This window comes from Enterococcus sp. DIV0170 (genome assembly GCF_051710765.1).
Taxonomy (GTDB): Bacteria; Bacillota; Bacilli; order Lactobacillales; family Enterococcaceae; genus Enterococcus_A; species Enterococcus_A raffinosus.
The window spans coordinates 957163-977029 of the sequence record NZ_JBIOLG010000002.1 but is presented as its reverse complement, the minus strand read 5'-3'; the positions used below and the strand labels follow the sequence as shown (position 1 = coordinate 977029).

20 protein-coding genes are annotated in these 19867 nt (G+C 40.8%); 17 read left to right on the top strand and 3 right to left on the bottom strand.

What is annotated here, in order from left to right:
* Window positions 1-210: 210 nt before the first annotated feature.
* The 9 genes from IGI50_RS20215 to IGI50_RS20175 all read left to right on the top strand — a co-directional run bounded on the left by IGI50_RS20215 (window position 211) and on the right by IGI50_RS20175 (window position 8748).
* A complete protein-coding gene (locus IGI50_RS20215) occupies window positions 211-3015 on the top strand; it encodes a hypothetical protein (RefSeq protein WP_438778313.1) in 2805 nt (934 codons plus the stop codon).
* Window positions 3016-3030: 15 nt separating this feature from the next.
* Entirely contained in the window at window positions 3031-3513 is a 483-nt protein-coding gene (locus IGI50_RS20210; RefSeq protein WP_060789251.1) for a hypothetical protein, read from the top strand.
* Window positions 3514-3531: 18 nt separating this feature from the next.
* Window positions 3532-3990, top strand: a complete 459-nt coding sequence (locus IGI50_RS20205; RefSeq protein WP_438778312.1) for a hypothetical protein — start codon at window positions 3532-3534, stop codon at window positions 3988-3990.
* A gap of 11 nt (window positions 3991-4001) precedes the next feature.
* Window positions 4002-4442, top strand: a complete 441-nt coding sequence (locus IGI50_RS20200; protein WP_438778311.1) for a hypothetical protein — start codon at window positions 4002-4004, stop codon at window positions 4440-4442.
* Window positions 4443-4458: 16 nt separating this feature from the next.
* A complete protein-coding gene (locus IGI50_RS20195; protein WP_438778310.1) occupies window positions 4459-4974 on the top strand; it encodes an FIVAR domain-containing protein in 516 nt (171 codons plus the stop codon).
* Window positions 4975-5117: 143 nt separating this feature from the next.
* Window positions 5118-6935: a leucine-rich repeat protein gene (locus tag IGI50_RS20190; RefSeq protein WP_438778309.1), complete on the top strand. Its 1818-nt coding sequence runs from the start codon at window positions 5118-5120 to the stop codon at window positions 6933-6935.
* Window positions 6936-7119: 184 nt separating this feature from the next.
* Window positions 7120-7362, top strand: coding sequence for an addiction module antitoxin (locus IGI50_RS20185; RefSeq protein ID WP_438778308.1), 243 nt, complete (start codon window positions 7120-7122; stop codon window positions 7360-7362).
* Entirely contained in the window at window positions 7362-7766 is a 405-nt protein-coding gene (locus IGI50_RS20180) for a type II toxin-antitoxin system death-on-curing family toxin (RefSeq protein ID WP_438778307.1), read from the top strand. Before IGI50_RS20185 ends, IGI50_RS20180 begins: the two co-directional genes overlap by 1 nt.
* 193 nt (window positions 7767-7959) lie before the next feature.
* A complete protein-coding gene (locus IGI50_RS20175) occupies window positions 7960-8748 on the top strand; it encodes a DUF4931 domain-containing protein (protein WP_438778306.1) in 789 nt (262 codons plus the stop codon).
* An 80-nt stretch (window positions 8749-8828) separates the two neighbouring features.
* Here IGI50_RS20175 and IGI50_RS20170 read toward each other — a convergent pair whose 3' ends face one another.
* Together IGI50_RS20170 and IGI50_RS20165 are read right to left on the bottom strand one after the other, a co-directional pair.
* On the bottom strand, window positions 8829-10130 hold the full coding sequence (locus IGI50_RS20170) for a PTS sugar transporter subunit IIC (RefSeq protein ID WP_438778305.1): 1302 nt from the start codon (window positions 10128-10130) through the stop codon (window positions 8829-8831).
* 12 nt (window positions 10131-10142) lie between these two features.
* A complete protein-coding gene (locus IGI50_RS20165) occupies window positions 10143-10760 on the bottom strand; it encodes a hypothetical protein (RefSeq protein ID WP_028020208.1) in 618 nt (205 codons plus the stop codon).
* 39 nt (window positions 10761-10799) lie between these two features.
* Between IGI50_RS20165 and IGI50_RS20160 the strand changes: the two genes are divergently transcribed.
* Window positions 10800-11492, top strand: a complete 693-nt coding sequence (locus IGI50_RS20160; protein WP_028020209.1) for a MurR/RpiR family transcriptional regulator — start codon at window positions 10800-10802, stop codon at window positions 11490-11492.
* Between the two features lie 484 nt (window positions 11493-11976).
* Here the strand turns inward: IGI50_RS20160 and IGI50_RS20155 are convergent, their stop codons facing one another.
* Entirely contained in the window at window positions 11977-12567 is a 591-nt protein-coding gene (locus IGI50_RS20155) for a TetR/AcrR family transcriptional regulator (protein WP_438778304.1), read from the bottom strand.
* Between the two features lie 164 nt (window positions 12568-12731).
* Here IGI50_RS20155 and IGI50_RS20150 point away from each other — a divergent pair, with 164 nt between their 5' ends.
* From IGI50_RS20150 to IGI50_RS20120, 7 genes are all read left to right on the top strand, one after another.
* The gene (locus IGI50_RS20150) at window positions 12732-13853 is read left to right on the top strand and encodes an alpha/beta hydrolase family protein (protein ID WP_438778303.1); all 1122 of its coding nucleotides are present in this window, start codon (window positions 12732-12734) and stop codon (window positions 13851-13853) included.
* 606 nt (window positions 13854-14459) lie between these two features.
* On the top strand, window positions 14460-15008 hold the full coding sequence (locus IGI50_RS20145) for a DUF2716 domain-containing protein (protein ID WP_438778302.1): 549 nt from the start codon (window positions 14460-14462) through the stop codon (window positions 15006-15008).
* Between the two features lie 157 nt (window positions 15009-15165).
* Window positions 15166-15414, top strand: a complete 249-nt coding sequence (locus IGI50_RS20140) for an addiction module antitoxin (RefSeq protein WP_035019385.1) — start codon at window positions 15166-15168, stop codon at window positions 15412-15414.
* Complete coding sequence (locus tag IGI50_RS20135) at window positions 15411-15818, top strand: type II toxin-antitoxin system death-on-curing family toxin (protein ID WP_438778301.1); 408 nt, start codon at window positions 15411-15413, stop codon at window positions 15816-15818. Before IGI50_RS20140 ends, IGI50_RS20135 begins: the two co-directional genes overlap by 4 nt.
* 171 nt (window positions 15819-15989) lie before the next feature.
* Window positions 15990-16694: a GntR family transcriptional regulator gene (locus tag IGI50_RS20130; protein ID WP_060789234.1), complete on the top strand. Its 705-nt coding sequence runs from the start codon at window positions 15990-15992 to the stop codon at window positions 16692-16694.
* A 156-nt stretch (window positions 16695-16850) separates the two neighbouring features.
* Window positions 16851-18191, top strand: coding sequence for a PTS sugar transporter subunit IIC (locus tag IGI50_RS20125; RefSeq protein WP_438778299.1), 1341 nt, complete (start codon window positions 16851-16853; stop codon window positions 18189-18191).
* 39 nt (window positions 18192-18230) lie between these two features.
* Window positions 18231-19631, top strand: coding sequence for a glycoside hydrolase family 1 protein (locus IGI50_RS20120; protein ID WP_438778298.1), 1401 nt, complete (start codon window positions 18231-18233; stop codon window positions 19629-19631).
* Window positions 19632-19867 lie beyond the last annotated feature (236 nt).

Genomic DNA, 19867 nt, shown 5'->3' with positions numbered 1-19867 from the left:
TAATAAATATTAGAAAATTTGATTTATATTTATTTAAATGTATATACCTATTATGAAGTATTTAAAATCCATTATTTTAAAGAGATAATCAAATTATTGGGTTTTAAAACATCGTTGTTTTAATGCCGATTATAAAAGAAAATATTTTAATGAGTGAATTGTTTGTTATAATTGATTTGAGTAGGTTATTACGAAAGGAGGTCACAAAATATGAGGGTGCAAAACAAATTAAAGGTGATAGGAGTTGCTGCGACGGTCATGCTTTCTGCTGGAAGTCTTTTTTCAACTGCCATAGGTTTAGCAGAGACTGAGACGGTTCCTGTGGAGTCAAGTGAGTCATTTCAAAAAATAGCTTCGGAAGAACCGGTGACAAGTTTTAGTCAGGAAGTAGTATCAGAGAGTTTCTCTTCCCAATCTAGCGATAGAATGAACACGGAGGAGTCCAATACAGTAGAAACTGAAGAATCAGAAGCGACTGTCGCAGAACAAAGAGAGGTGCCGGAAGAACAACCAGAAATAGAAAGTAAAAGTCCAAAACTTATCCAAATAGGAGCTTTTCTAGTAGATGGAGAATCTAGTGGAATTACCTATCAAGACAGTACTTTGGAACTGAGTGGGACAAATGCACTATACACCGTCAGGATGAGTATCTCTGGACAAACGACTACCACCGATCGGATCGAAGTCACAGGAACCAACGTCACGGTGAAGCTAAATGGCGTGAAAATTAAGTCATCCAGTAACGCCGCCCCCTTCTTAATTAATACCGGCGCTTCCGCGACTGTCGACTTGATTGGTGAGAACGAATTGATCAGTACGGGTAACTACGCGGGGCTGCAAAACAACAATACTTCGGAAAATTCGCTGGTGATTACAAGTGATTCTGGCAGTTATGATGGGTATGCTGGGAGGTTGACCGCGCGATGTGACGGGATGTCTGGAGCAGGTATAGGCGGCGGAGCTGGTGGAAGCGGTAAAGTAACTATAAGTGGCGGTTATGTAACAGCGACCGGTGGAAATAATGGAGCGGGTATAGGCGGCGGAGCTGGTGGAAGCGGTAAAGTAACTATAAGTGGCGGGTATGTAACCGCAACCGGTGGAAATAATGGAGCGGGTATAGGCGGCGGAGTGTCTGCAAGCGGTAAAGTAACTATAAATGGCGGGTATGTAACCGCAATCGGTGGAGATTATGGAGCAGGTATAGGCGGCGGATCTTTCGGAACTGGTGAAGTAACCATAAGTGGCGGTCATGTAACCGCAACTGGTGGAGATTATGGAGCGGGCATAGGCGGCGGAGATAGTGGTAGTGGAGAAGTAACCATAAGCGGAGGTACAGTTCAATCAACTGGGGGGAATTATAATTCAGATATCGGCAACGGGGAAGGTGTCACTGGCGGCTCGGTCACCATCAACGGCGGCAGTGTCAAGGCGACTAATAACACTCTTAAACCCCTACCGAAAAATACTGATGGTGAAGAAGTGGCTTGCTACAAGTTTAAGAATCCAGTCTCCTTTAACCCGCAGCCTACGCTGAAAGTGGACGGGATTGATTTTAATATTGGTGGCAAACACGAGCCTACAGATGATCAGTACTATCTCTATCTAACCAAGGAAGACCACACCCTTTCGATGCAAAGCGACCAGCAAACCAAAACATGGGACATCGAATGGGATGTCGGCACACAGACCTTTACAGAAAGAACCTACGGCGATTTTCTTATAGACAACTCAACGAGTGTCACTTATGAAAGTAATGTACTGAAGCTAGGCGGCGATGGTCAAACTTACAACGTCAGTATGAAAACAACCGATTATACAACCATTTCTGACCGGATCGAAGTCACAGGAACCAACGTCACGGTGAAGCTAAATGGCGTGAAAATTGAGTCATCCAGTAACGCCCCCTTCTTAATTAATACCGGTGCTTCCGCGACTGTCGACTTGAATGGTGAGAACGAATTAGTTAGTAAAAATATACTTGATGGATATGCTGGGCTGCAAAACAACAATACTACTGAGAATTCGCTGGTGATTACAAGTGATTCTGGCAGTTATGATGGGTATGCTGGGAGGTTGATCGCGCGATGTGACGGGGGGAATGGAGCAGGTATAGGCGGAGAAGCTGGTGGAAGCGGTGAAGTAACCATAAATGGAGGTCATGTAACAGCAACAGGTGGAGCGGGCATAGGCGGCGGATGGAACGGTAGTGGAGAAGTAACCATAAGTGGCGGCTATGTAACCGCAACCGGTAGATATTCTGGAGCGGGTATAGGCGGCGGAGCGGCTGGAAACGGTGAAGTAACCATAAGTGGCGGGACAGTTCAATCAACTGGGGGAAATAATAGTCCAGATATCGGCAACGGGAACTATGGCTCTGGCGGTTTGGTCACTATCAACGGCGGCAGTGTCAAAGCGACCAAAAACAATATCGATCCTGCACCGACAGATGGCAGCGATCCTGTTCACCCCTATAAAGCTGATGGCACGAACTATCAATCGAATCAGACGGTTACCGCTATGAATAAAGACTTTAATGTCAGCGGCAAACACGATGGAGATGAGTCCTTCTACCTCTACCTGCCAGAAAACAAACACGTGGTGAAGGTCGGAGAGGCAGAATTCTATATTGAGTGGCAAACCAATCAGTTTCTTGCAGCATCGACCTATACCTTAACCATACCTCAGACAGTCGAACTAGAGGCTAGTGATAAAACAGCGTCAGTTGAACTGAAAAATGACTTTTATCAAGTGCCAGGGTACACCCGTCAAGTCACAGCGAAGCTTAAAGTAGGTTCCTTAGATAATGAGAAGTATTTGACATTAACGGATACCACGGATGCAAGCAAGAGTATTCGTACCAAAGTCGCGTGGGATGAGTTGAGGATGGAAGCAGGTTCAGAAAAGAATGAAAATCAAATTACCTTCGCTGCCCCGATTTCGTCTATTGATGGAGACCCGATTCGAGCGGGCAGCTACAAAGGAACCTTGACCTTTGAAGCAGGCTTTAGCAATTAAGGAGGACGATCATATATGACTAAGAAAAAAATCGGACAACTTGCTGGCGTACTCTTTCTAATTGTTGCGGGCATTTTCATTGGGATGAATTGGCAAAACTGGTTCGGTGAGCCCTTAGAGGCACAGCTGACAGACGTGGAATCAGCAGAAGATTGGACAGGCGAACGGAAGGCGGCACAAAAACCTTCTCCTACCATCGATATTCCTGGCTATGAAAAGCTTCAGCTGAAAGCCGATAGCTTGGAGCAAACCGTCAACTTCCACAACCCGGAGAACAATACCTGCTACTTCAAGATTTCTTTGTGGCAAGACCCCGAGACGAAACTATGGGAATCCAAACTATTAGCGCCTGGCAAAGCCATTTACGAGCTTACATTAGATAAAACAATAGCTGCGGGAAGCTATGAAGAGGCGATGGTCAAGTACGAGTGTTTTAGTTTAGAAAATCATGAGCCCCTCAACGGCTCTGAAATAAAAGTAACCCTAGAAGTATTTTAAAAAAGGAGTGAACGAAGAATGAAAAAAATAATTGGAGCAACACTGTTAGCGATCATCGCCGTTGGATTTGGTGCGACAGTTCAGGCAGAAGATGCGACCGTAACCTATGACGTAGCAAGCACCTATACCTTATCTATCCCAGCAAAAACCTTAACAGATACTGATAGAGAATGGGTGATCGGTACGAATAAACATGATATCGCCCCAGGAAAAAAGCTGGATATCGGCTTATCATTGACAAATACAGCAATGGACGATGAAGGTAAAGTGACACTGAGTCAAGATACAGGTACCAATAAATTAACCACAAAAATGACGATTAACGGAAGCACAATTCTCAAAGGAAGTTCAATACTTCAGGTAGCTGGCACATCGGATAGTGGTAAGGAAGAAAAGATCAGCTTCGAACAGCTTGCAGGAAACAAACAGGCGGGAACCTACAAGGCACAACTCAACTTTACAGCAGAGATCAAGTAGGAGGGAATCTAATGAAAAAGCGAAGAATAGCACTGTTACTTAGCAGCTTGGCCCTATTTCCGATCGTTGCTTTAGCAGAAGAGCAAAGCACGGAACTAACCGTGGAGATCCCTTCGGAGTATACCTTGACGATTCCGGCAACGACAAAGGACATTAAACACAACCAAGAGCTGACAGAGTTGGGCAGCTTGAAGGTGCAGGGGAACTTGGCCATTGATCAAAAAGTAAAAGTCACAGCCACCAAGATACCACTGAAGTACAATGCACAATCCATTCCCTTCTCACTCAAAGATGAACAAAATGCGGAGTGGACCCAAGGATTTTGGACAGAAGCTGAGGCGAATAGCGGCAAAGAAATCCCCTTAAAGGTCAACATCACTTCAGAAGACTGGGCAAAAGCCAAAGCGGGAAAATATCAAGGAAAAATCATCTTTACCAGCTCATTTGAGTAAACGAGGAGGGAACACGATGAAGAAAATATTGCAGGCTCTGTCATTGTTCCTGCTGTGTCTGATGGTCCCTACCTCGTTCTCGCCAAGGGTCTATGGGCAGGATCAGTCCGTGGATCTGACGCTTACCATTCCGGCAGAAGCAGCACCAGAGCTGGAAAAGCTGGTGAAAGAGGAGAAGGAAAAGCTGCGTGACAAAGAGACTTATACCGAGGCGAGCTGGGAGGCCTACCAAAAAGCGCTGCAGAAGGCCGAAGAAGTTCTGACAAACACCCCTTACGACGAGGAAAAAGTCACTGCGGCCTTGATTGATCTGAAAAAGGCCATACAAGGCTTGATTCCGCGCAAAAAAACGAGTGGGGTGGTTCCTGTGAATGCAACCAAACCTAAGGCAAATGCTCAAACAACCACCAGCAAGTATCCAGCCACCGGCATGGCGGTCGATCTGGGGCTGGCGAGTCTTGGGGTGCTCCTTGTTGGCGCAACGAGTATCTTATGGCTGAGCAGCCGTAGAAAGGCAAAGGATTTGGAATGAAACAGTAGTGACTATCTCTGTTGCCGATAATAGATTCGTAGGCACTTTTTAATAGAAGAGACAACTGCTTCTGATTTTATACAGTAAATTTAACGTCAGCTGTCTGTTTGAAATGATTTGTAAAACGAAAAGGAGCGAGAGATATGAAGAAAAGGTACAGCTTCAGTGTATTATTTTTAGTTTTACTGTTCAGTTTCTTTTTCAGTTCACATGCCGAAGCAGCGACAAATGACATGTATCGACTCTACAATCCAAATAGTGGGGAACATTTTTACACGGCGAATACACATGAGAGAGACCTGTTGAAACGAGTTGGTTGGAGGGATGAAGGCATTGGTTGGTACGCGCCAACGAGTGGTGATCCGGTGTATCGCGTCTATAATCCGAATGCTGGCGATCATCACTACACACCCCATAAAAGTGAACGCGATCATTTAGTCAAAGTTGGTTGGCGATATGAAGGCATCGGCTGGTATTCAGATAAAAAGAAAACGATCCCATTGTATCGGGCCTACAATCCAAATGCCAAAGCAGGCAGTCATAATTATACGGTTGATAAGAAGGAGCAGAATCACTTAATCAAAGTCGGCTGGAGAGATGAGAACATCGCTTGGTATGGAGCCAAAAGAGACGTTGCTCCTGTAGTGAACAAAACAGAATTACAAACACTTTATAACAAAGTGAAGGGCACGAGCCAAGGAAGCTATACAGACGCATCGTGGAAAACCTTCCAGAGCGCGTTAAACAATGCAAAAAGTGTGCTTGCCAATGGAAAAGCAACTCAATCTCAGGTCAACAGCGCGAAGACGCAGCTTCAAAACGCATTTAATGGGTTAGAGAAAAAACCTGAAGTTAAAAAATACACGGTTACAGTTAAATATCTTGATTCCAATCAATTAGAAATAAAACCAGCGACTGTGACACAAATAGTCCAAGGCAGCAGTTATTCCACTATGGCACCTGCTATCGCCGGATATGCTATCCAAGGGAAGGCCTCTCAGACGATCAATAAGGTGGAATCGGATACGGTCATCACGTTCCACTATGTTCCAGATGTAACTGATATCTTTTCAACAACAATCAAAAATGGAGAAGCAATCATTACTGGTTTTAAAAGTGGACAAGAAAGTACAGAGCCTGTGATTCCAAAATATGTGGTTCGTGAAGGTGTTGCCTATCCAGTGACATCAATTGGTTCATGGGCACTGGGAAATAAAAATTTAACTAGTGTGACGATCCCCGAAACGGTAAAAGAGATCAAAAATTATGCCTTTGCAAATAATAGCTTGAGGGAAGTCACTGTTCCGAGTGGTATCACTTCTATTGAAAGCGGCGTGTTTGTAAGTAATGATTTGGAAAATGTGACATTGCCAGAGAGCATTCAAACCATTGGGGATGATGCATTTTCACATAACAACTTAACTGCTATAACAATTCCACTAGGTGTGACATCAATAGGAGAGAGAGCCTTTAGCGAAAATAAATTAAAAAATGTGGTCATTCCTGATGGTGTTGAATTTATTGCGCATGCGACATTTGCACAAAATCAAATAGAAAACGTTACGTTGCCTGCAAATCTAAAGGAGATTGGGACATCTGCTTTTTATGTCAATAGGCTAGTGACAGTAGATATTCCAGATCAAGTCACAGCGATTGGTGATGATGCATTTGGAAGTAATCGCTTAACGAGTATCACCATTCCGTCAAATCTCCAAACAATTAGTCCTGGAACTTTTACAGGAAATCTACTTACGAACGTAACGATTCCATCAAACATTACAGCCATTGGAAATTGGGCATTTGGAAATAATTTATTGACGAATGTAACAATTCCATCCAGTGTTCAGGAGATTGGCTATAATGCTTTCTGGAATAATAAACTGACGAGTGTAACAATTTCTAACACCTGTCAATTAGGTACGAATGCGTTTGATAGTAAAGTAACCATTAATAAAGAGTAGCTTTGGATCCCTTTTTCTTAACGAATAAATCTATTCTAAGAGACGAAAAATTCTTTCTTAGAATAGATTTTTTTTTGTCATTCGTTGGAGAACAGGCCACAGTTTTGCGCTTAGCAATTAGCATGATATACTGTGTATACAGTATATACACATGGATGTGCATATAAAAAGGAGCGCTAAAAAGATGAAAATCCAAGAGAGAAAAATTAGAAGAGTAGGGAACTCAATGGTCGTGACCCTATCCAAAGAATTTTTAGAGAGTATCAACGTCTCTGAGTCTGACACTGTTTACATTGATGAGGAAAAACTAAAAGAAGCCTTTACTAAGAAAGAGGAAAAATCTGCGGATCAATTACAACTAGAAATGATGATCGCAAAATCTTTCCAAAAACATAATGAACTCTATAAGGAACTGGTAGATAAATAATGCTGCACTATCTGACTGCCAGTGAAGTTTCAATAATAAACACCTTTCAAATTACTCAATATTCCCCACAAGAACAATTAGGAGTAAGGGACTTCAATGCTCTTGAAAGGACTGTGAATCAACCTTCACAGGAAGTGTTTGGCAAAGAATTGTATCCAACAATTGCTGAGAAAGCGGCTATTCTAATGATCAATCTAGTAAAGAAGCACCCGTTTCACAATGCCAATAAGCGAACAGCGCTAATGGCTGTCGATATTTTTCTCCAAAAGAATAATGTTGAGCTGCAATTGGGTATCAAAGACGGGGGAGAGCTGCTCGTTTCTATCGCTACTTTTGAGAAGGATGATTTTGAACAATTGAAAATGCATGTTGCTTCGGAAATAGAGAAGAATATAAAACATTGAGTTTAGCTACATCAAAGAGTACACAAAGAAAATTTTTCATAGTCACCTATCGGGTGGCTATTTTCGTTTTTGATTTCCCTAATCTTAAATTAGAACCGCTGAAAGAGAATTATTCTAAGACAAAAAATGCTATTATGGGAAAGAGAAAATGGTATGCTAACCATTAAACAGGTTTATAAGGAGTTGCTTATCGATGAAAGAGAAAAAAGAGGAACAAGCATTGGTTTTCTTGCCGTTAGCGGCCAATGGCAAACCGCAGCATCATGGATCGGAAAAGATCGGCTGCCCCTTTTGCGATTATGCAGAAGAAGAGAACATCCTGAAAAGGGAAAAGGAAATGCTATGGATTCTCAATAAATATCAGACCTTACAGGACACGTTCCAAACCATTATAATCGAGAGCAACGATCATAATAAGGACATCTCGACCTATACAAAGGAACAAAATAGAGAATTATTTGCTTTCGCCTTCGACTGCTGGACAAAAACGAAGAACGATCCGCAATTCGAATCCGTGCTCTTTTATAAAAATCATGGACCTCTATCTGGCGGCAGCTTGAAGCATCCCCATATGCAAATCGTCGGATTAAAGGAGATGGATGGTGAGAAAAATATTCATTCTGGGAACTTTACAGGAATCTCTGTTCTTTCAGAAAAGAATATCGAGATTAATTTTTCCACCATGCCGGTGATGGGCTTTTTAGAGATCAATATCCTAGTGGATGCTGAAGCTCCTGAAGCTATTATTCAATTAGCTGATTTCATTCAAAAAACAGTTGATTACATATTGAACACCTATCATCATGGACGCTGTGATAGCTACAATCTTTTTCTGTTTGAAAAGAACGGCAAATACATCGTCAAGATAACCCCTCGTTTTATCGTCTCACCATACTTTGTCGGCTATCGCTTGGCACAGAATTTCTCAGAGGAGCATCTGCTCGCTTTGGGGGAAGAGTTTAGGGAGAGTATAGCGAGATAGATACAGAAAAGATGACAGATGAAAAACAGTCAAGCAACGGTATTGATACCGTTACTTGACTGTTTTTTAGTAGCTCGCTTTTATTGTTCTTCTTCCACTAGCTTCGTCTTGTTGTTCTCCATTACTTTGAAAAACGGATAGTAGATAACAACACTTATAAGGATCAATACGAAGCAAAAGACGATATTACGCCAGTCCATACTTGAAAGATACGCTTGTGCGAAAAAGGGCGTGAAGGATGGATCAACGATGAATCCGACACTAATCAGACCGACACTTTGCGCAACATATGTCAATAATAATGAAATTATCGGCGTAATTAAAAATGGAATTGCCAAAATTGGATTGAAGACAATCGGAAGCCCAAAAATAACGGGTTCATTGATCGAACAGATCCCCGGAATAAGGGAAAGTTTTCCAATTGTTCGATATTCTGAAACCTTGCTTCGTATCATTAAAAGCACTAGACCAAGGGTTCCACCAGCGCCTCCTAAAACAGAGATACGGAACATTTGCAGATTCATCAGGTGAGTCATTGTTTCTCCATTCGCCATCTGTTCGGCATTCAAACCTGTTTGCGCCATTCCTAAAGTAAAGACAATTGGAAAAATAATAGACGAGCCATTGATGCCGAATAACCATAGAATGTTTCCCAAAGTGACGATCAATAAGAACCCACCAAGACTGCCAGCGATATTTGTAGCGGGAGTCAAAATCTGCATCACTGTTTCTGGAAAAATCTTTTTGGTTGTTAGTAAAAAGATCAGATTGATGCCGTAAAAAAGGATGATGTTTGTCAACAGTGGAACCAGTGTATTGATGAAAGTGGCTACCATAGGTGGAACGGTATCTGGCAATTTTAGCTTGATATTTCTCACTTCAAACACTCGGTTCACTTCAACGACTAATAGACCGATTAGGATGGCTACGAAAAGACCGTTTGTTCCCAAATAATTTAAGTTTATTGTTCCTTCCATTACGGGTGTGCAGACCATTAGGAAAATGACAGATGCGACCATGCCATTCATGGATGGATTGATTTTGTATTCACTAGCAAGAGAAAAAGCAATACCGAAGACACTGATCAGTCCGATAATTCCCATGGTCAAGTTGTATGGAGCAGTGATCAAATCATAATTAGCGACTGCAAAATCCTTCCATCCAGCCATAAATTTCATAAAGAAATTGGCTGTTTCTGGATTGTAGCGATCAATGTTAATCGGTGGATTGGCGAAAATTAGAAAAAAAGAGCCAATTACGATGAAGGGCAGTCCAAACATCATCCCACTAGAAATGGCTTTGAGGTGTCGCTGATTTCCAATTTTTGCCGCTACTGGACTTAGTAGGTCATTAAGTTTCATGATGAACGTAGAGTTTTCCATACTTGTGTCCTCCTATACCTGCCAAGGATTAAAGTCAAACGTGCTTGGTACGACATGATTCGGGTCATATTTTTTTATGATTTCTTCATATTGTTCTTTGTAGTCATTCTCTACTTTTGCTTGAGGAATAACTTTACTTGCTTCATGTAAGAAATGTTCGGAGCCACGTCCCATCTCTTGCCCACGTGTCGTATGTTTGTCGAGGGCAATATCTGGAATTTCAGGGACATATCCCATAGCGAAGCTTTTAATAACAATATTTTTTAGAAGATCTGAGGAACGATCCTTTTCTGAGCCGCATAAATAGCGGATGGCATGGAAGAAAAACATCGCACGGTCTGATTCATTGTATTGGAATTCCTGACGCATCAGATTCAAGTTGTTGATCATCAGTGCCGCCATAGGATTCCCCATACCGATGTCCTCCACACTGATTGCTAATAAGCGTCTCCATAGTTTTTCTTCAAATTGTGGTGAGGTAATATACATCTCGTAGGCAAATTCACAGGCATCTTTTTCTTTTCCTCGACGAATAGATTTTTGTAATGCGGAGATTACTTCATCGCCGCGTAAGCCGTTTCGGGTAGTCATCTTTGCCCAAGGATCTTGAATAAATTTTTTTTCTGTCATGCTATAATACTCCTAACGAAAGAATTTGAGGTGGACCTAATGGATACAGAAACGCTAATCGATAAATATCAGTTGAATGATTCGGAAGCTGCGGTTTTACGATTTATGGATAAAAATCGTGATTCCCTAAAAAGCCTAGGCATTCGAGAGGTAGCGAAGGCGTCTTATGTTTCAACGGCTACCATCATCAATATGGCGAAAAAAATCGGCTATTCCGGTTATAGTGAGCTGGTCTTTGCCTATGCAAACAAGCAGTCAACAACTAGCTCTCCTAAGAAATTTTCAAACGAAGAACGAGATGAATTTATTCGTCTATTGTCTAAATACCGTGATAAGCGACTCATGATCTTGGGCTCCGGTTTTTCGCAAAATATCGCGAACCATTTCTCTGAGAAGCTAAATCTTTACGGCTTTCGCGCGACGGCTAACAGTCATTTAGAATTTCTTCGAGAACGAGTTGAAAAGGATGTATTGATTATCATCATTTCTAATTCAGGCGATACTTTTCGTTTGGCCGAACTTGCGAAAATGGCAAAGGATCATCAGATTGATCTCATTGCTTTCGTTGGAGAGAAGCAGTCCCGTATTGGGCAGCTAGCAACACTGACCATCAGCACAGGCACCTATGCGCCGCAAGTATTGTCGGAATACCAGCCAAATCTTTTCTTTGGAACTACGTTGAATCAATTCGAGATATTATTAAGCGAAGCGTTAAGGTCTATCTTTGATTAGAAGAACGATGTGGCCACTGTTTCTTCATTTCCTAGTATAAATAGTACAAGAGGAAATGTAAGTGTTTCCTAAAAGTTATGAACATGTTTAGAAAATTCAAAACCTGTTTACTGTTTTTTATAGATAGGATCTTCTATATATAAAATCAATAGGATAGAAGGACTGGACAATTTCTTGTAAATGAATAGGAGAGGAAAAAGGCTGTTAAGATAGTAAGAATAGCGTAATCGTGGTTTTACACCATGAGGGGAAGTAAACGCAGTCAGTGATAGAGATTCGATAAGATAATCAAAATAAAAAGACCTTTTCATTAAAAAGGCCTAAAATAAGTACTCCATTGCTTTGAACGGATTACTCGCAGTATCAAATCGTCAACTTTTCGTGGATAAAGAGTGAACGCGGATTTAAGCATACGATTTTTTTTATTACGACTCAGGATATTCTCAAATATCCTGAGTTTTTTTGAAAAAGTGATTGTTGATTTTTAACGGATAGCCTCGTCCTCAGTCAAATATCTTTTCAGCAATGTCTTCAATGCCTCATCCAACGACAGTTCATGTTCACTGTCATAGTAAGGGCTGGTCAATTGATACCAGCTATATGTTAAGTGCGAAATAAGCACAGTTAAATTTTCATACTCACTGTCTGGAATATCCTTTCGCATGATACCAGTCTTTTTTAACGTGAGGAATATATTGAGATAAAAGGAGGTCAGTCTTTTTCTAAATTGCATGAGTTTTCCATTCATTGTAGGAAACTCTTCGTGGATGTTCACGATATACTTGTAATAATACATATTCGTATTTCGGATTTCTTGAATTTCTTTAATTGAAGCCTTTAGTAAGTCAAATGCATTGTCCTCTGTAATCTTCGCGTCCATAAAGTTGAAGAAATTGTCATAAAGCTCTTCTTGAAGACGTAACATAAAATCTTCTTTTTTTGGAAAGTGATAGGTCAGATTTCCTATGGTAGTTTCGGCGTGTTCCGCGATATCTCTTAAGGAAACGGCACTATAGCCTCGTTCCTTAAACAACTCTTTAGCACTTAAATATATTTTTGTTTTAGTATCCGCCATGGAGAACCCCTCTTTTTATGTACTTAGCTGTTAAAACGGCACAATAGCTTTTTATGAGATACAGTATACACCAAAAAATAAACGATTGACATCTTTGTTAGTACAGTGTACTATGAAAGCGTAAACAGTACACTGTACTAAAAATGAGAAAAGGAGATGTCGTTATGGAAATTCGAAAAAGACCCCCTGCACAAGATGTTGGAAGAATTCTAGGAGGTGGCATGTCACCAGAAGATTTTATCAAAATGATGGCGGAAACAGAGATCAACTTGGAAACTTTTGACAAAGTATCACCAGAAGAAGCGCATGATTTTGTAGAGGTATGTGAACGATTAGGTGACAATGCATATAGCTATGCAAAAAAGAATGAGGAAGCCGGACATACAGAAACAGCAAGTGAATACTATTTTAATGCTAATGCACTCTATCGTTTGGGGGATTATGGGATAAAAAATTTTGATGAAGAAAAGTATCGCATTTACGGCAAACTTGTGAGTAGTTTTAAGCTGCATAAAAAATTAGCCAAAAATGAAAATGTTCAATACATCGAAATTCCTTATGAAGGGAAATGGATGCCAGCCTACCTTGCGCTACCTAATCATGCAACGAAAGATACACCAGTCGTTATTTGTGTGGTCGGTGCGACAGGCTTTAAAGAAGAGAATTTTGTCATTGCCAAAACAGTGGTTGACCGGGGATGTGCAGCGTTGATTTTCGATGGTCCGGGACAGGGTGAATGCAATTTGAACAGGGAACTCTACTTAACTGAGAACAACTACGATGGAGCAGTCTTAGCGGTTGTTGATTATCTAAAGGAAAATCCCGCCGTAGGAAACAGGATCGGGATCATGGGAGTCAGTTTTGGTGGTTACTTAGCTACCAGCGCAGTTTGTCGCTATCCGAATGAGTTCGCTGGATTAGTAGTTAGAGGGGGCTGCTCACAGCTTGATCAATTGACCATGCATACCTTTGCAGGTATTGATCGGTTCTATCTGTATAATTTCCTTAATAAATTTAACGTAGAATCATTAGATGAAGCAGCAGAAATTTCTCACCGCATGAATTTTGAAGCGGACTTGAAGAACATCACATGTCCAGTGCTTGTAGAGCACACAGAAGAAGATCCTGTTATCGGCATAGAAGGGGCGAAGACTATCTACGAAAAGGTCTCAAGCACAGATAAAGAATACTATGAAATTGAAGGAAACGTTCATTGTGGGAACAATGAAGCACAAAAAACTTGTACGTATGGTGTGGATTGGCTACTTGATCGACTGATGGATTAATGAACTCTTAAAAGTTCGGTTACTAATTGAGTGAAAGAAGTGTAGAAAAAAATTTTTAATTAATAAAAGCTCTACCATTTCTTTTGTTTTACACTAATATCTGATGTTATTCGTTGTTGTATGGTAACGTTTGAAGTCGAAGATCAGAAGAATCGACAAGCTGATCGGTTATACGATTTTGCCAAATTAGACTAACCTATTGTGTACATTATTTTAAAGACATCGACCTATGAACCATGTTTCGGTTCATAGGTCGATGTCTTTTTCTGCGCGAAGACTACTAGCTATGATTTTAAACTGATTCCTTAGCTCTGGTAGAGTCCAATAAAAGAGCAAGAGATTGATTTTGAGTGATTTCAGTTAGTGAACATAAATAAAAAAAGGGCTGCCAGCCGCCGAAGCGACTGGCATAATGAAAAAGTTTTAGGTTGAGTACACTATAGCGAGCTTAGCTTAATTGAACCTTAAACAGAAATAAGTGCTTGAGGGAAAAATTAATTTTGACGGATTTTGTTTAGCTATATAGGTGCGCATGCTAGATTTAAAATTTTAAAAATACTGTCTATAGAACTTTAGTTACAACTTAACCTAGAAAAGAGGGCTATTATGAACCATCAAGAGGAATGGGAAATTCTCACAGGTCAAGAACAAAATGAACTTTGGAAAATCGTCGACCAGCGATTCTCCTTTGAACCAGATTATTCTGCAGAAGATTCTCGCTATACCTTGAAGGAGCCTTACGATCTCTACAGTTGTAAGGGCGTAGTTGCGATAGCTAATTCTGATCCTAAATGGCGAGAAACGATCCAAGATATTTTTTGTACCTGCTTAAAAGACCAAGAATATATGTATGTTTTGGATTGGCAGCATACTTGTTACAAGTATTATCCGCAGGTAAAGACGCGGAAAGAGAAGCCAACATTTATTTCGGATGAAAACTATTACGATGGTGGATACTACGCGTACTTTCCAGAGTTCTATCCTGACGGAGATTATTATTTGTTCTTTTCCAAAGATTTCTCTTGGGGATATTTGACAGATCCATGGCGACAACAAATTTTTGTCTATGGCGAACAATTAAGAAGAGAAATTCGGAAGAAAGCTCATTATTTGGGGGTTTCATTGATTGATTCTAGGGAAGAGAAAAGCAGGTAAATCAATAAATTGTTTGCTCGTGAAAGAAACAATGTTCCATTCGATGCAATCATTACGTCTCAAGAAAGTTGAAGTCTTTCTTGAGACGTTTTTTTATGATGCGATTTCAAAAGTGAATACTCTGCTTTTGTATATATTGGCAAAAAGTATATACAAAATGGAGGTAAACATTGTGGGAGAAAAGAGCTATAAAATCAGAAGATCAGGTAATAGTGATGTGACTACAATTCCTGCCGAGGTGAAAGAGCGTCTAGGTGTTGAAACTGGTGGCGCAATCAGCTATATCTTTTTAGAAGATGGGACAGTGAAGATCGTAAAGGCAGAAGAGAAGGTTGATATTGATTCGATCGTGGATGCTGTGATGGATCAATATGAAGATGCGATTAAGGATTTAATTGAGCTATGAATTATTTAACGGTACGAGATATTGTTAAAATCAATGCAAAATTAATTACAAAGACATCAAAAGGAGAAATGATTGGTGTCGGAGATGCGCCCGCGCTGGATAGGACTGTGGAGCAACCGAAGCAGATTGTTTTTGGTGAGGAGCTTTACCCAAGCATTTATGACAAGGCTGCTATCTTGTCGATCAATCTTGCGAAAAGACATCCTTTTCAAAACGCGAATAAACGAACCGCACTTGTAGCAATGATGACATTTTTCATGATGAATGGGTATAAGACGACGTTTAGCAGAGAAGAAGCGGTATCACTGCTTCTTACGATTACGACGAGTTCTGTCGAGTTTGATCAATTAAAAGCCAACGTTGCTGGGCATCTAAAGGATTCTGGGAAAGTTATAAAACAATAAAATGGCTACACCAGTCTTATAAGCTAGTTACACAGCTTATAAGACTGGTTTTGCTATAGAGGCAGTGGTATTAGTCATAGTCCACATTTTGTTTATTTGTATAGGAGGTTTACATTTTATGTGTAATCTATTACTATATAAGTATATACAAATTTCAGGAGGCCTGTGGATATGCCTAAATACAAAGAGATTGCCATTGCTCTAAAGAAAAAAATCGTGGAAGGCGAGTATAAAGAAGGCGAGTTGCTGCCAGATCAAGAAACGCTAGCGAAGATGTATCAAACCAGTCGGGTAACTGTTCGAAAAGCGATCCAGCTGCTGATCGATGAAGGGTTGCTGTATACGAGACGTGGCTCTGGGACCTATGTCCGAACGAATATCAAACAGAACAATAAAGATGTTACTCAAATTAATAGCGTGTTTGGGACTTCTCTTCAGGAGGGTGAAGAGGTCACAAGTAAAATTATTCGTTTCGAAGTGCGCTTTCCCACAGCCTATGAATCAGAATCCTTGAAAATAAAGCATACAGATCCTGTCTATGATATTAAACGTGTCAGATATGTAAAGGATGAAGCGAAGAGTATCGAGACTTCTGTCATGCCTTTGAAGTATGTAAGAGACTTGGATGAAGAAATTTTAATGGGCTCTATTTATAATTATATTAGAGATGAATTGGGCTTTGTTATTAGCGCGGCGCAGCGTGTGATCATTGCTTCGAAGGCGAATGAACTAGACAGTGCAGAGTTCAATATCGAAGTAGGAGAACCAATACTTGAAACGAATCAGGTCGTGTTTTTTGATGACGGAACGCCCTTTGATTTATCTAAGACACGATACCCCTATACATCAGGGAAAATAGTCGCGGATATAAACTAAGAATCCAGAGGAATGTACTTATGTATTAGGTACATTCTTTTTTATTTTTAAAAATTAGTATACACAAATTTAAATAAGTGTTTACAAAAACGTTTGCAGGTGGTATTATTCAGATAAAGTTAGCGCGTAGCTTTAAATAAATTTGGAGGGAAACGAATGAATGAGGATAAAAAGCAAAAAAGAGAAGCTTTGATGGGGAAATTTGTTTTGACAGCGCAGAAAATTGGAGACCAAGTTTATTTGAGAACTTTACGCGATTCCTTTGCTACGATCATGCCATTATTCATTTTGGCCGGGATTGCCATTTTAATTAATTCTGTTGTGTTGGACCCGACTGGTTGGTTCAAAGGCTTGATCAATGCAGATACGATGGCGACAGCGCAAAATTGGGGAAACATCGTTACGAATGCTACATTGAATATTACAGGGATCATCTTGGTGATCGCGATCGGCTATTTCTTAGCGAAAAATCGAGACTACGAGAATCCAATCGGTGTCATTATCGCGGTTGTTCCAGCATTTTTGACATTACTGCCAATCATGATCGAGACTACGCCGATAGATTCCGAGACCGCTGTGAAGATTAATGGCGTCATTAGTTACGGTAATATTGGCTCAAAGGGTGTCTTTGCCGCCATCATCACTGGATTATTAGCAACGGAACTGTATATTCGCCTGACGCAATCGAAAAAATTAAAAATCAATTTAGGGGACAATGTTCCACCAGCAGTCGGAAAATCATTTAATACGATGATTCCGTTGATCATTGTTGTGTCACTTTTTGCCTTTGCTTCGTTTTTGATTCAGTTGACCGGTAATGATTTTATGTCAATCATTGAACGATTTATTCAAGAGCCATTGCGTGGTGTAGGGACCTCTTTATTTGGTTACTTGTTCCTAGTTTGTCTTGGAAACCTGCTGTTTTCTTTTGGTATCCATCAATCGGTGGTTACAGGACCGATTCTAGATCCATTGTTGATGGTGAATATGAATGAAAATATGGACGCGGCAGCTGCGGGACAACACGCGCCACACATTATCAATTCAGCCTTTCACCAAGTTTATGGCGCTTTAATGGGCGGGACCGGTTCAACGATTGCCCTGGTAATAGCGATCCTACTATTTAGCCGGTATCGAGCATACAAGGATTTGTCGAAATTAGCTTTAGGGCCCAATCTTTTCAATATCAATGAACCTGTGATCTTTGGGTTGCCGATCGTGTTTAACTTACCGATGATCATTCCCTTTATTTTATCACCCATTGTTGGAACCGTTATCGGATATCTGGCGACTGCTGCCGGATTGGTCAATCCGTGTGTGGTCACGATACCGTGGACGACGCCACCATTTATCAGCGGCTTTTTAGCAACAGCCGGGGATTGGCGGGCGATTCTTGTTCAAGCAGTCATCATCGTCGCCTTGATCTTCTTCTATTTGCCTTTCCTGAAGATCAGTGAACGAGTGGCTCGTGCAAGCGCGGAGACTTCAGCTTCCTAGGTTCTTTAATAAGAAAAGAAACCGAGGAGAACAGAGAGAATGATTCAAGATGGGAATGAGAGAATGGTAGAAAAGAAATTTTACTGGGGCGACTCTTCATCAAGTATGCAGACAGAAGGTGCTTGGAATGAAGGGGGAAAAGGGCCCTCAGTGTATGATATACGCGAGGCGGGTGAGCAGACATCCGACTGGAAGCACGGGATTGATCGGTATCATCGCTACGAAGAGGACCTTGATTTAATGAAGGAAATGGGAATGAACTTCTATCGTTTCCAAACCTCTTGGTCACGGATCAATCCGATGGGAGACGGGACCTTCAATGAGGAAGGATTATTGTTTTATGATCGATACATCGACGCGATGCTGGCACGGGGCATCGAACCAATGCTGTGCTTATACCACTTCGATATGCCGCTGCACTTAGCGCAGAACTATGAAGGCTTCATGAGTAAACATGTCGTAGAGGCGTTTGTTGAATATGGGAAAAAAGTGATCGATCGCTATAAAGGAAAAGTGAAGTATTGGGTCACCTTTAATGAACAAAACTTATACGCCACTCCGTTAGCACTATTGTATGGAGGTACTTTAACTACAGAAGATACTGCCGAAAATATCCATCAAATTGCTCATAATGTGATGGTCGCTCATGCTAGGCTTGCGAATTACATCCATGAGACGACAGATGGTGAAATCGGAGGAATGTTAGCCTATTCGAATATCTATCCAGCAACCAATGATCCCAAAGATATTCTAGTCGCAAGAGAATGGGACGAGTTTATCAATCAAAACCTATTAGACGCCTTTTGCGGACGTGGCTATTCTAGACAGGTAAGGACTTTCGAGAAGCAACGAATGAACCTAGAAATCTCAGAAGAAGAACTCGCAGAAATAGAAAAAGTCACTAGTGATTACTTAGCCTTCAGTTACTATTGCACAGGATCGATCAGTCATAAAAACATCCCGTCAGATGTGGCACCCAATTATTATTTAACATTTGGTGAGGTTGAAAACCCATTTGTTTCAAATAATGAATGGCAGCTGAGCATTGATCCTCTTGGATTTAGAGACATCATAAATAGGATGTACCAAAAATACCATGTACCGATTTTTCCAGTCGAAAATGGTATAGGGACGAAGGAAGAATGGGATGGCAGGACTCAAATTCAGGATGACTATCGAATTTACTACCATGAGACCCACATCCAAGCGATGAAGGATGCCATGGCTATCGATGGCTGTGAAGTGTTAGGCTATCTCGGGTGGGGATTAATTGACTTGCCAAGCTCTAAAGGCGATATGGAAAAACGATACGGCATGGTCTATGTAAACCGAGGCAACCATGATTTACGCGATATGAGACGTGTCCCTAAAAAAAGCTTTTATTGGTTCAAGGAATTTCTGGAAAAGGAGCAGGAAACGATTGGTCAGAGAAAAATGTAATTGTTGATCGACCTAGCTATTCCATAGAAAACGGCAGCTGATTTGACGAAAAAATCAGAATGTTCTTAAGCAAACAAAATTGGCGAATACTGCCTATTAATATTACTTAGAAAAGGAATGGAGCACACCAGCTGCTGATTGTTCTGACTAAAGTTCAATCGTCTTAACGGATGATTGGGCTTTTTTTGTTGTAACGGAGTTCTTCACCAGAACAATTGAAAGGTAAAAAAGCTCTT

Bases quoted from the DNA above. Each gene is read 5' to 3' on its own strand.
- IGI50_RS20215 (WP_438778313.1), top strand. From the start codon at position 211: ATGAGGGTGCAAAACAAATTAAAGGTGATAGGAGTTGCTGCGACGGTC.
- IGI50_RS20210 (WP_060789251.1), top strand. From the start codon at position 3,031: ATGACTAAGAAAAAAATCGGACAACTTGCTGGCGTACTCTTTCTAATT.
- IGI50_RS20205 (WP_438778312.1), top strand. From the start codon at position 3,532: ATGAAAAAAATAATTGGAGCAACACTGTTAGCGATCATCGCCGTTGGA.
- IGI50_RS20200 (WP_438778311.1), top strand. From the start codon at position 4,002: ATGAAAAAGCGAAGAATAGCACTGTTACTTAGCAGCTTGGCCCTATTT.
- IGI50_RS20195 (WP_438778310.1), top strand. From the start codon at position 4,459: ATGAAGAAAATATTGCAGGCTCTGTCATTGTTCCTGCTGTGTCTGATG.
- IGI50_RS20190 (WP_438778309.1), top strand. From the start codon at position 5,118: ATGAAGAAAAGGTACAGCTTCAGTGTATTATTTTTAGTTTTACTGTTC.
- IGI50_RS20185 (WP_438778308.1), top strand. From the start codon at position 7,120: ATGAAAATCCAAGAGAGAAAAATTAGAAGAGTAGGGAACTCAATGGTC.
- IGI50_RS20180 (WP_438778307.1), top strand. From the start codon at position 7,362: ATGCTGCACTATCTGACTGCCAGTGAAGTTTCAATAATAAACACCTTT.
- IGI50_RS20175 (WP_438778306.1), top strand. From the start codon at position 7,960: ATGAAAGAGAAAAAAGAGGAACAAGCATTGGTTTTCTTGCCGTTAGCG.
- IGI50_RS20170 (WP_438778305.1), bottom strand. From the start codon at position 10,130: ATGGAAAACTCTACGTTCATCATGAAACTTAATGACCTACTAAGTCCA.
- IGI50_RS20165 (WP_028020208.1), bottom strand. From the start codon at position 10,760: ATGACAGAAAAAAAATTTATTCAAGATCCTTGGGCAAAGATGACTACC.
- IGI50_RS20160 (WP_028020209.1), top strand. From the start codon at position 10,800: ATGGATACAGAAACGCTAATCGATAAATATCAGTTGAATGATTCGGAA.
- IGI50_RS20155 (WP_438778304.1), bottom strand. From the start codon at position 12,567: ATGGCGGATACTAAAACAAAAATATATTTAAGTGCTAAAGAGTTGTTT.
- IGI50_RS20150 (WP_438778303.1), top strand. From the start codon at position 12,732: ATGGAAATTCGAAAAAGACCCCCTGCACAAGATGTTGGAAGAATTCTA.
- IGI50_RS20145 (WP_438778302.1), top strand. From the start codon at position 14,460: ATGAACCATCAAGAGGAATGGGAAATTCTCACAGGTCAAGAACAAAAT.
- IGI50_RS20140 (WP_035019385.1), top strand. From the start codon at position 15,166: ATGGAGGTAAACATTGTGGGAGAAAAGAGCTATAAAATCAGAAGATCA.
- IGI50_RS20135 (WP_438778301.1), top strand. From the start codon at position 15,411: ATGAATTATTTAACGGTACGAGATATTGTTAAAATCAATGCAAAATTA.
- IGI50_RS20130 (WP_060789234.1), top strand. From the start codon at position 15,990: ATGCCTAAATACAAAGAGATTGCCATTGCTCTAAAGAAAAAAATCGTG.
- IGI50_RS20125 (WP_438778299.1), top strand. From the start codon at position 16,851: ATGAATGAGGATAAAAAGCAAAAAAGAGAAGCTTTGATGGGGAAATTT.
- IGI50_RS20120 (WP_438778298.1), top strand. From the start codon at position 18,231: ATGATTCAAGATGGGAATGAGAGAATGGTAGAAAAGAAATTTTACTGG.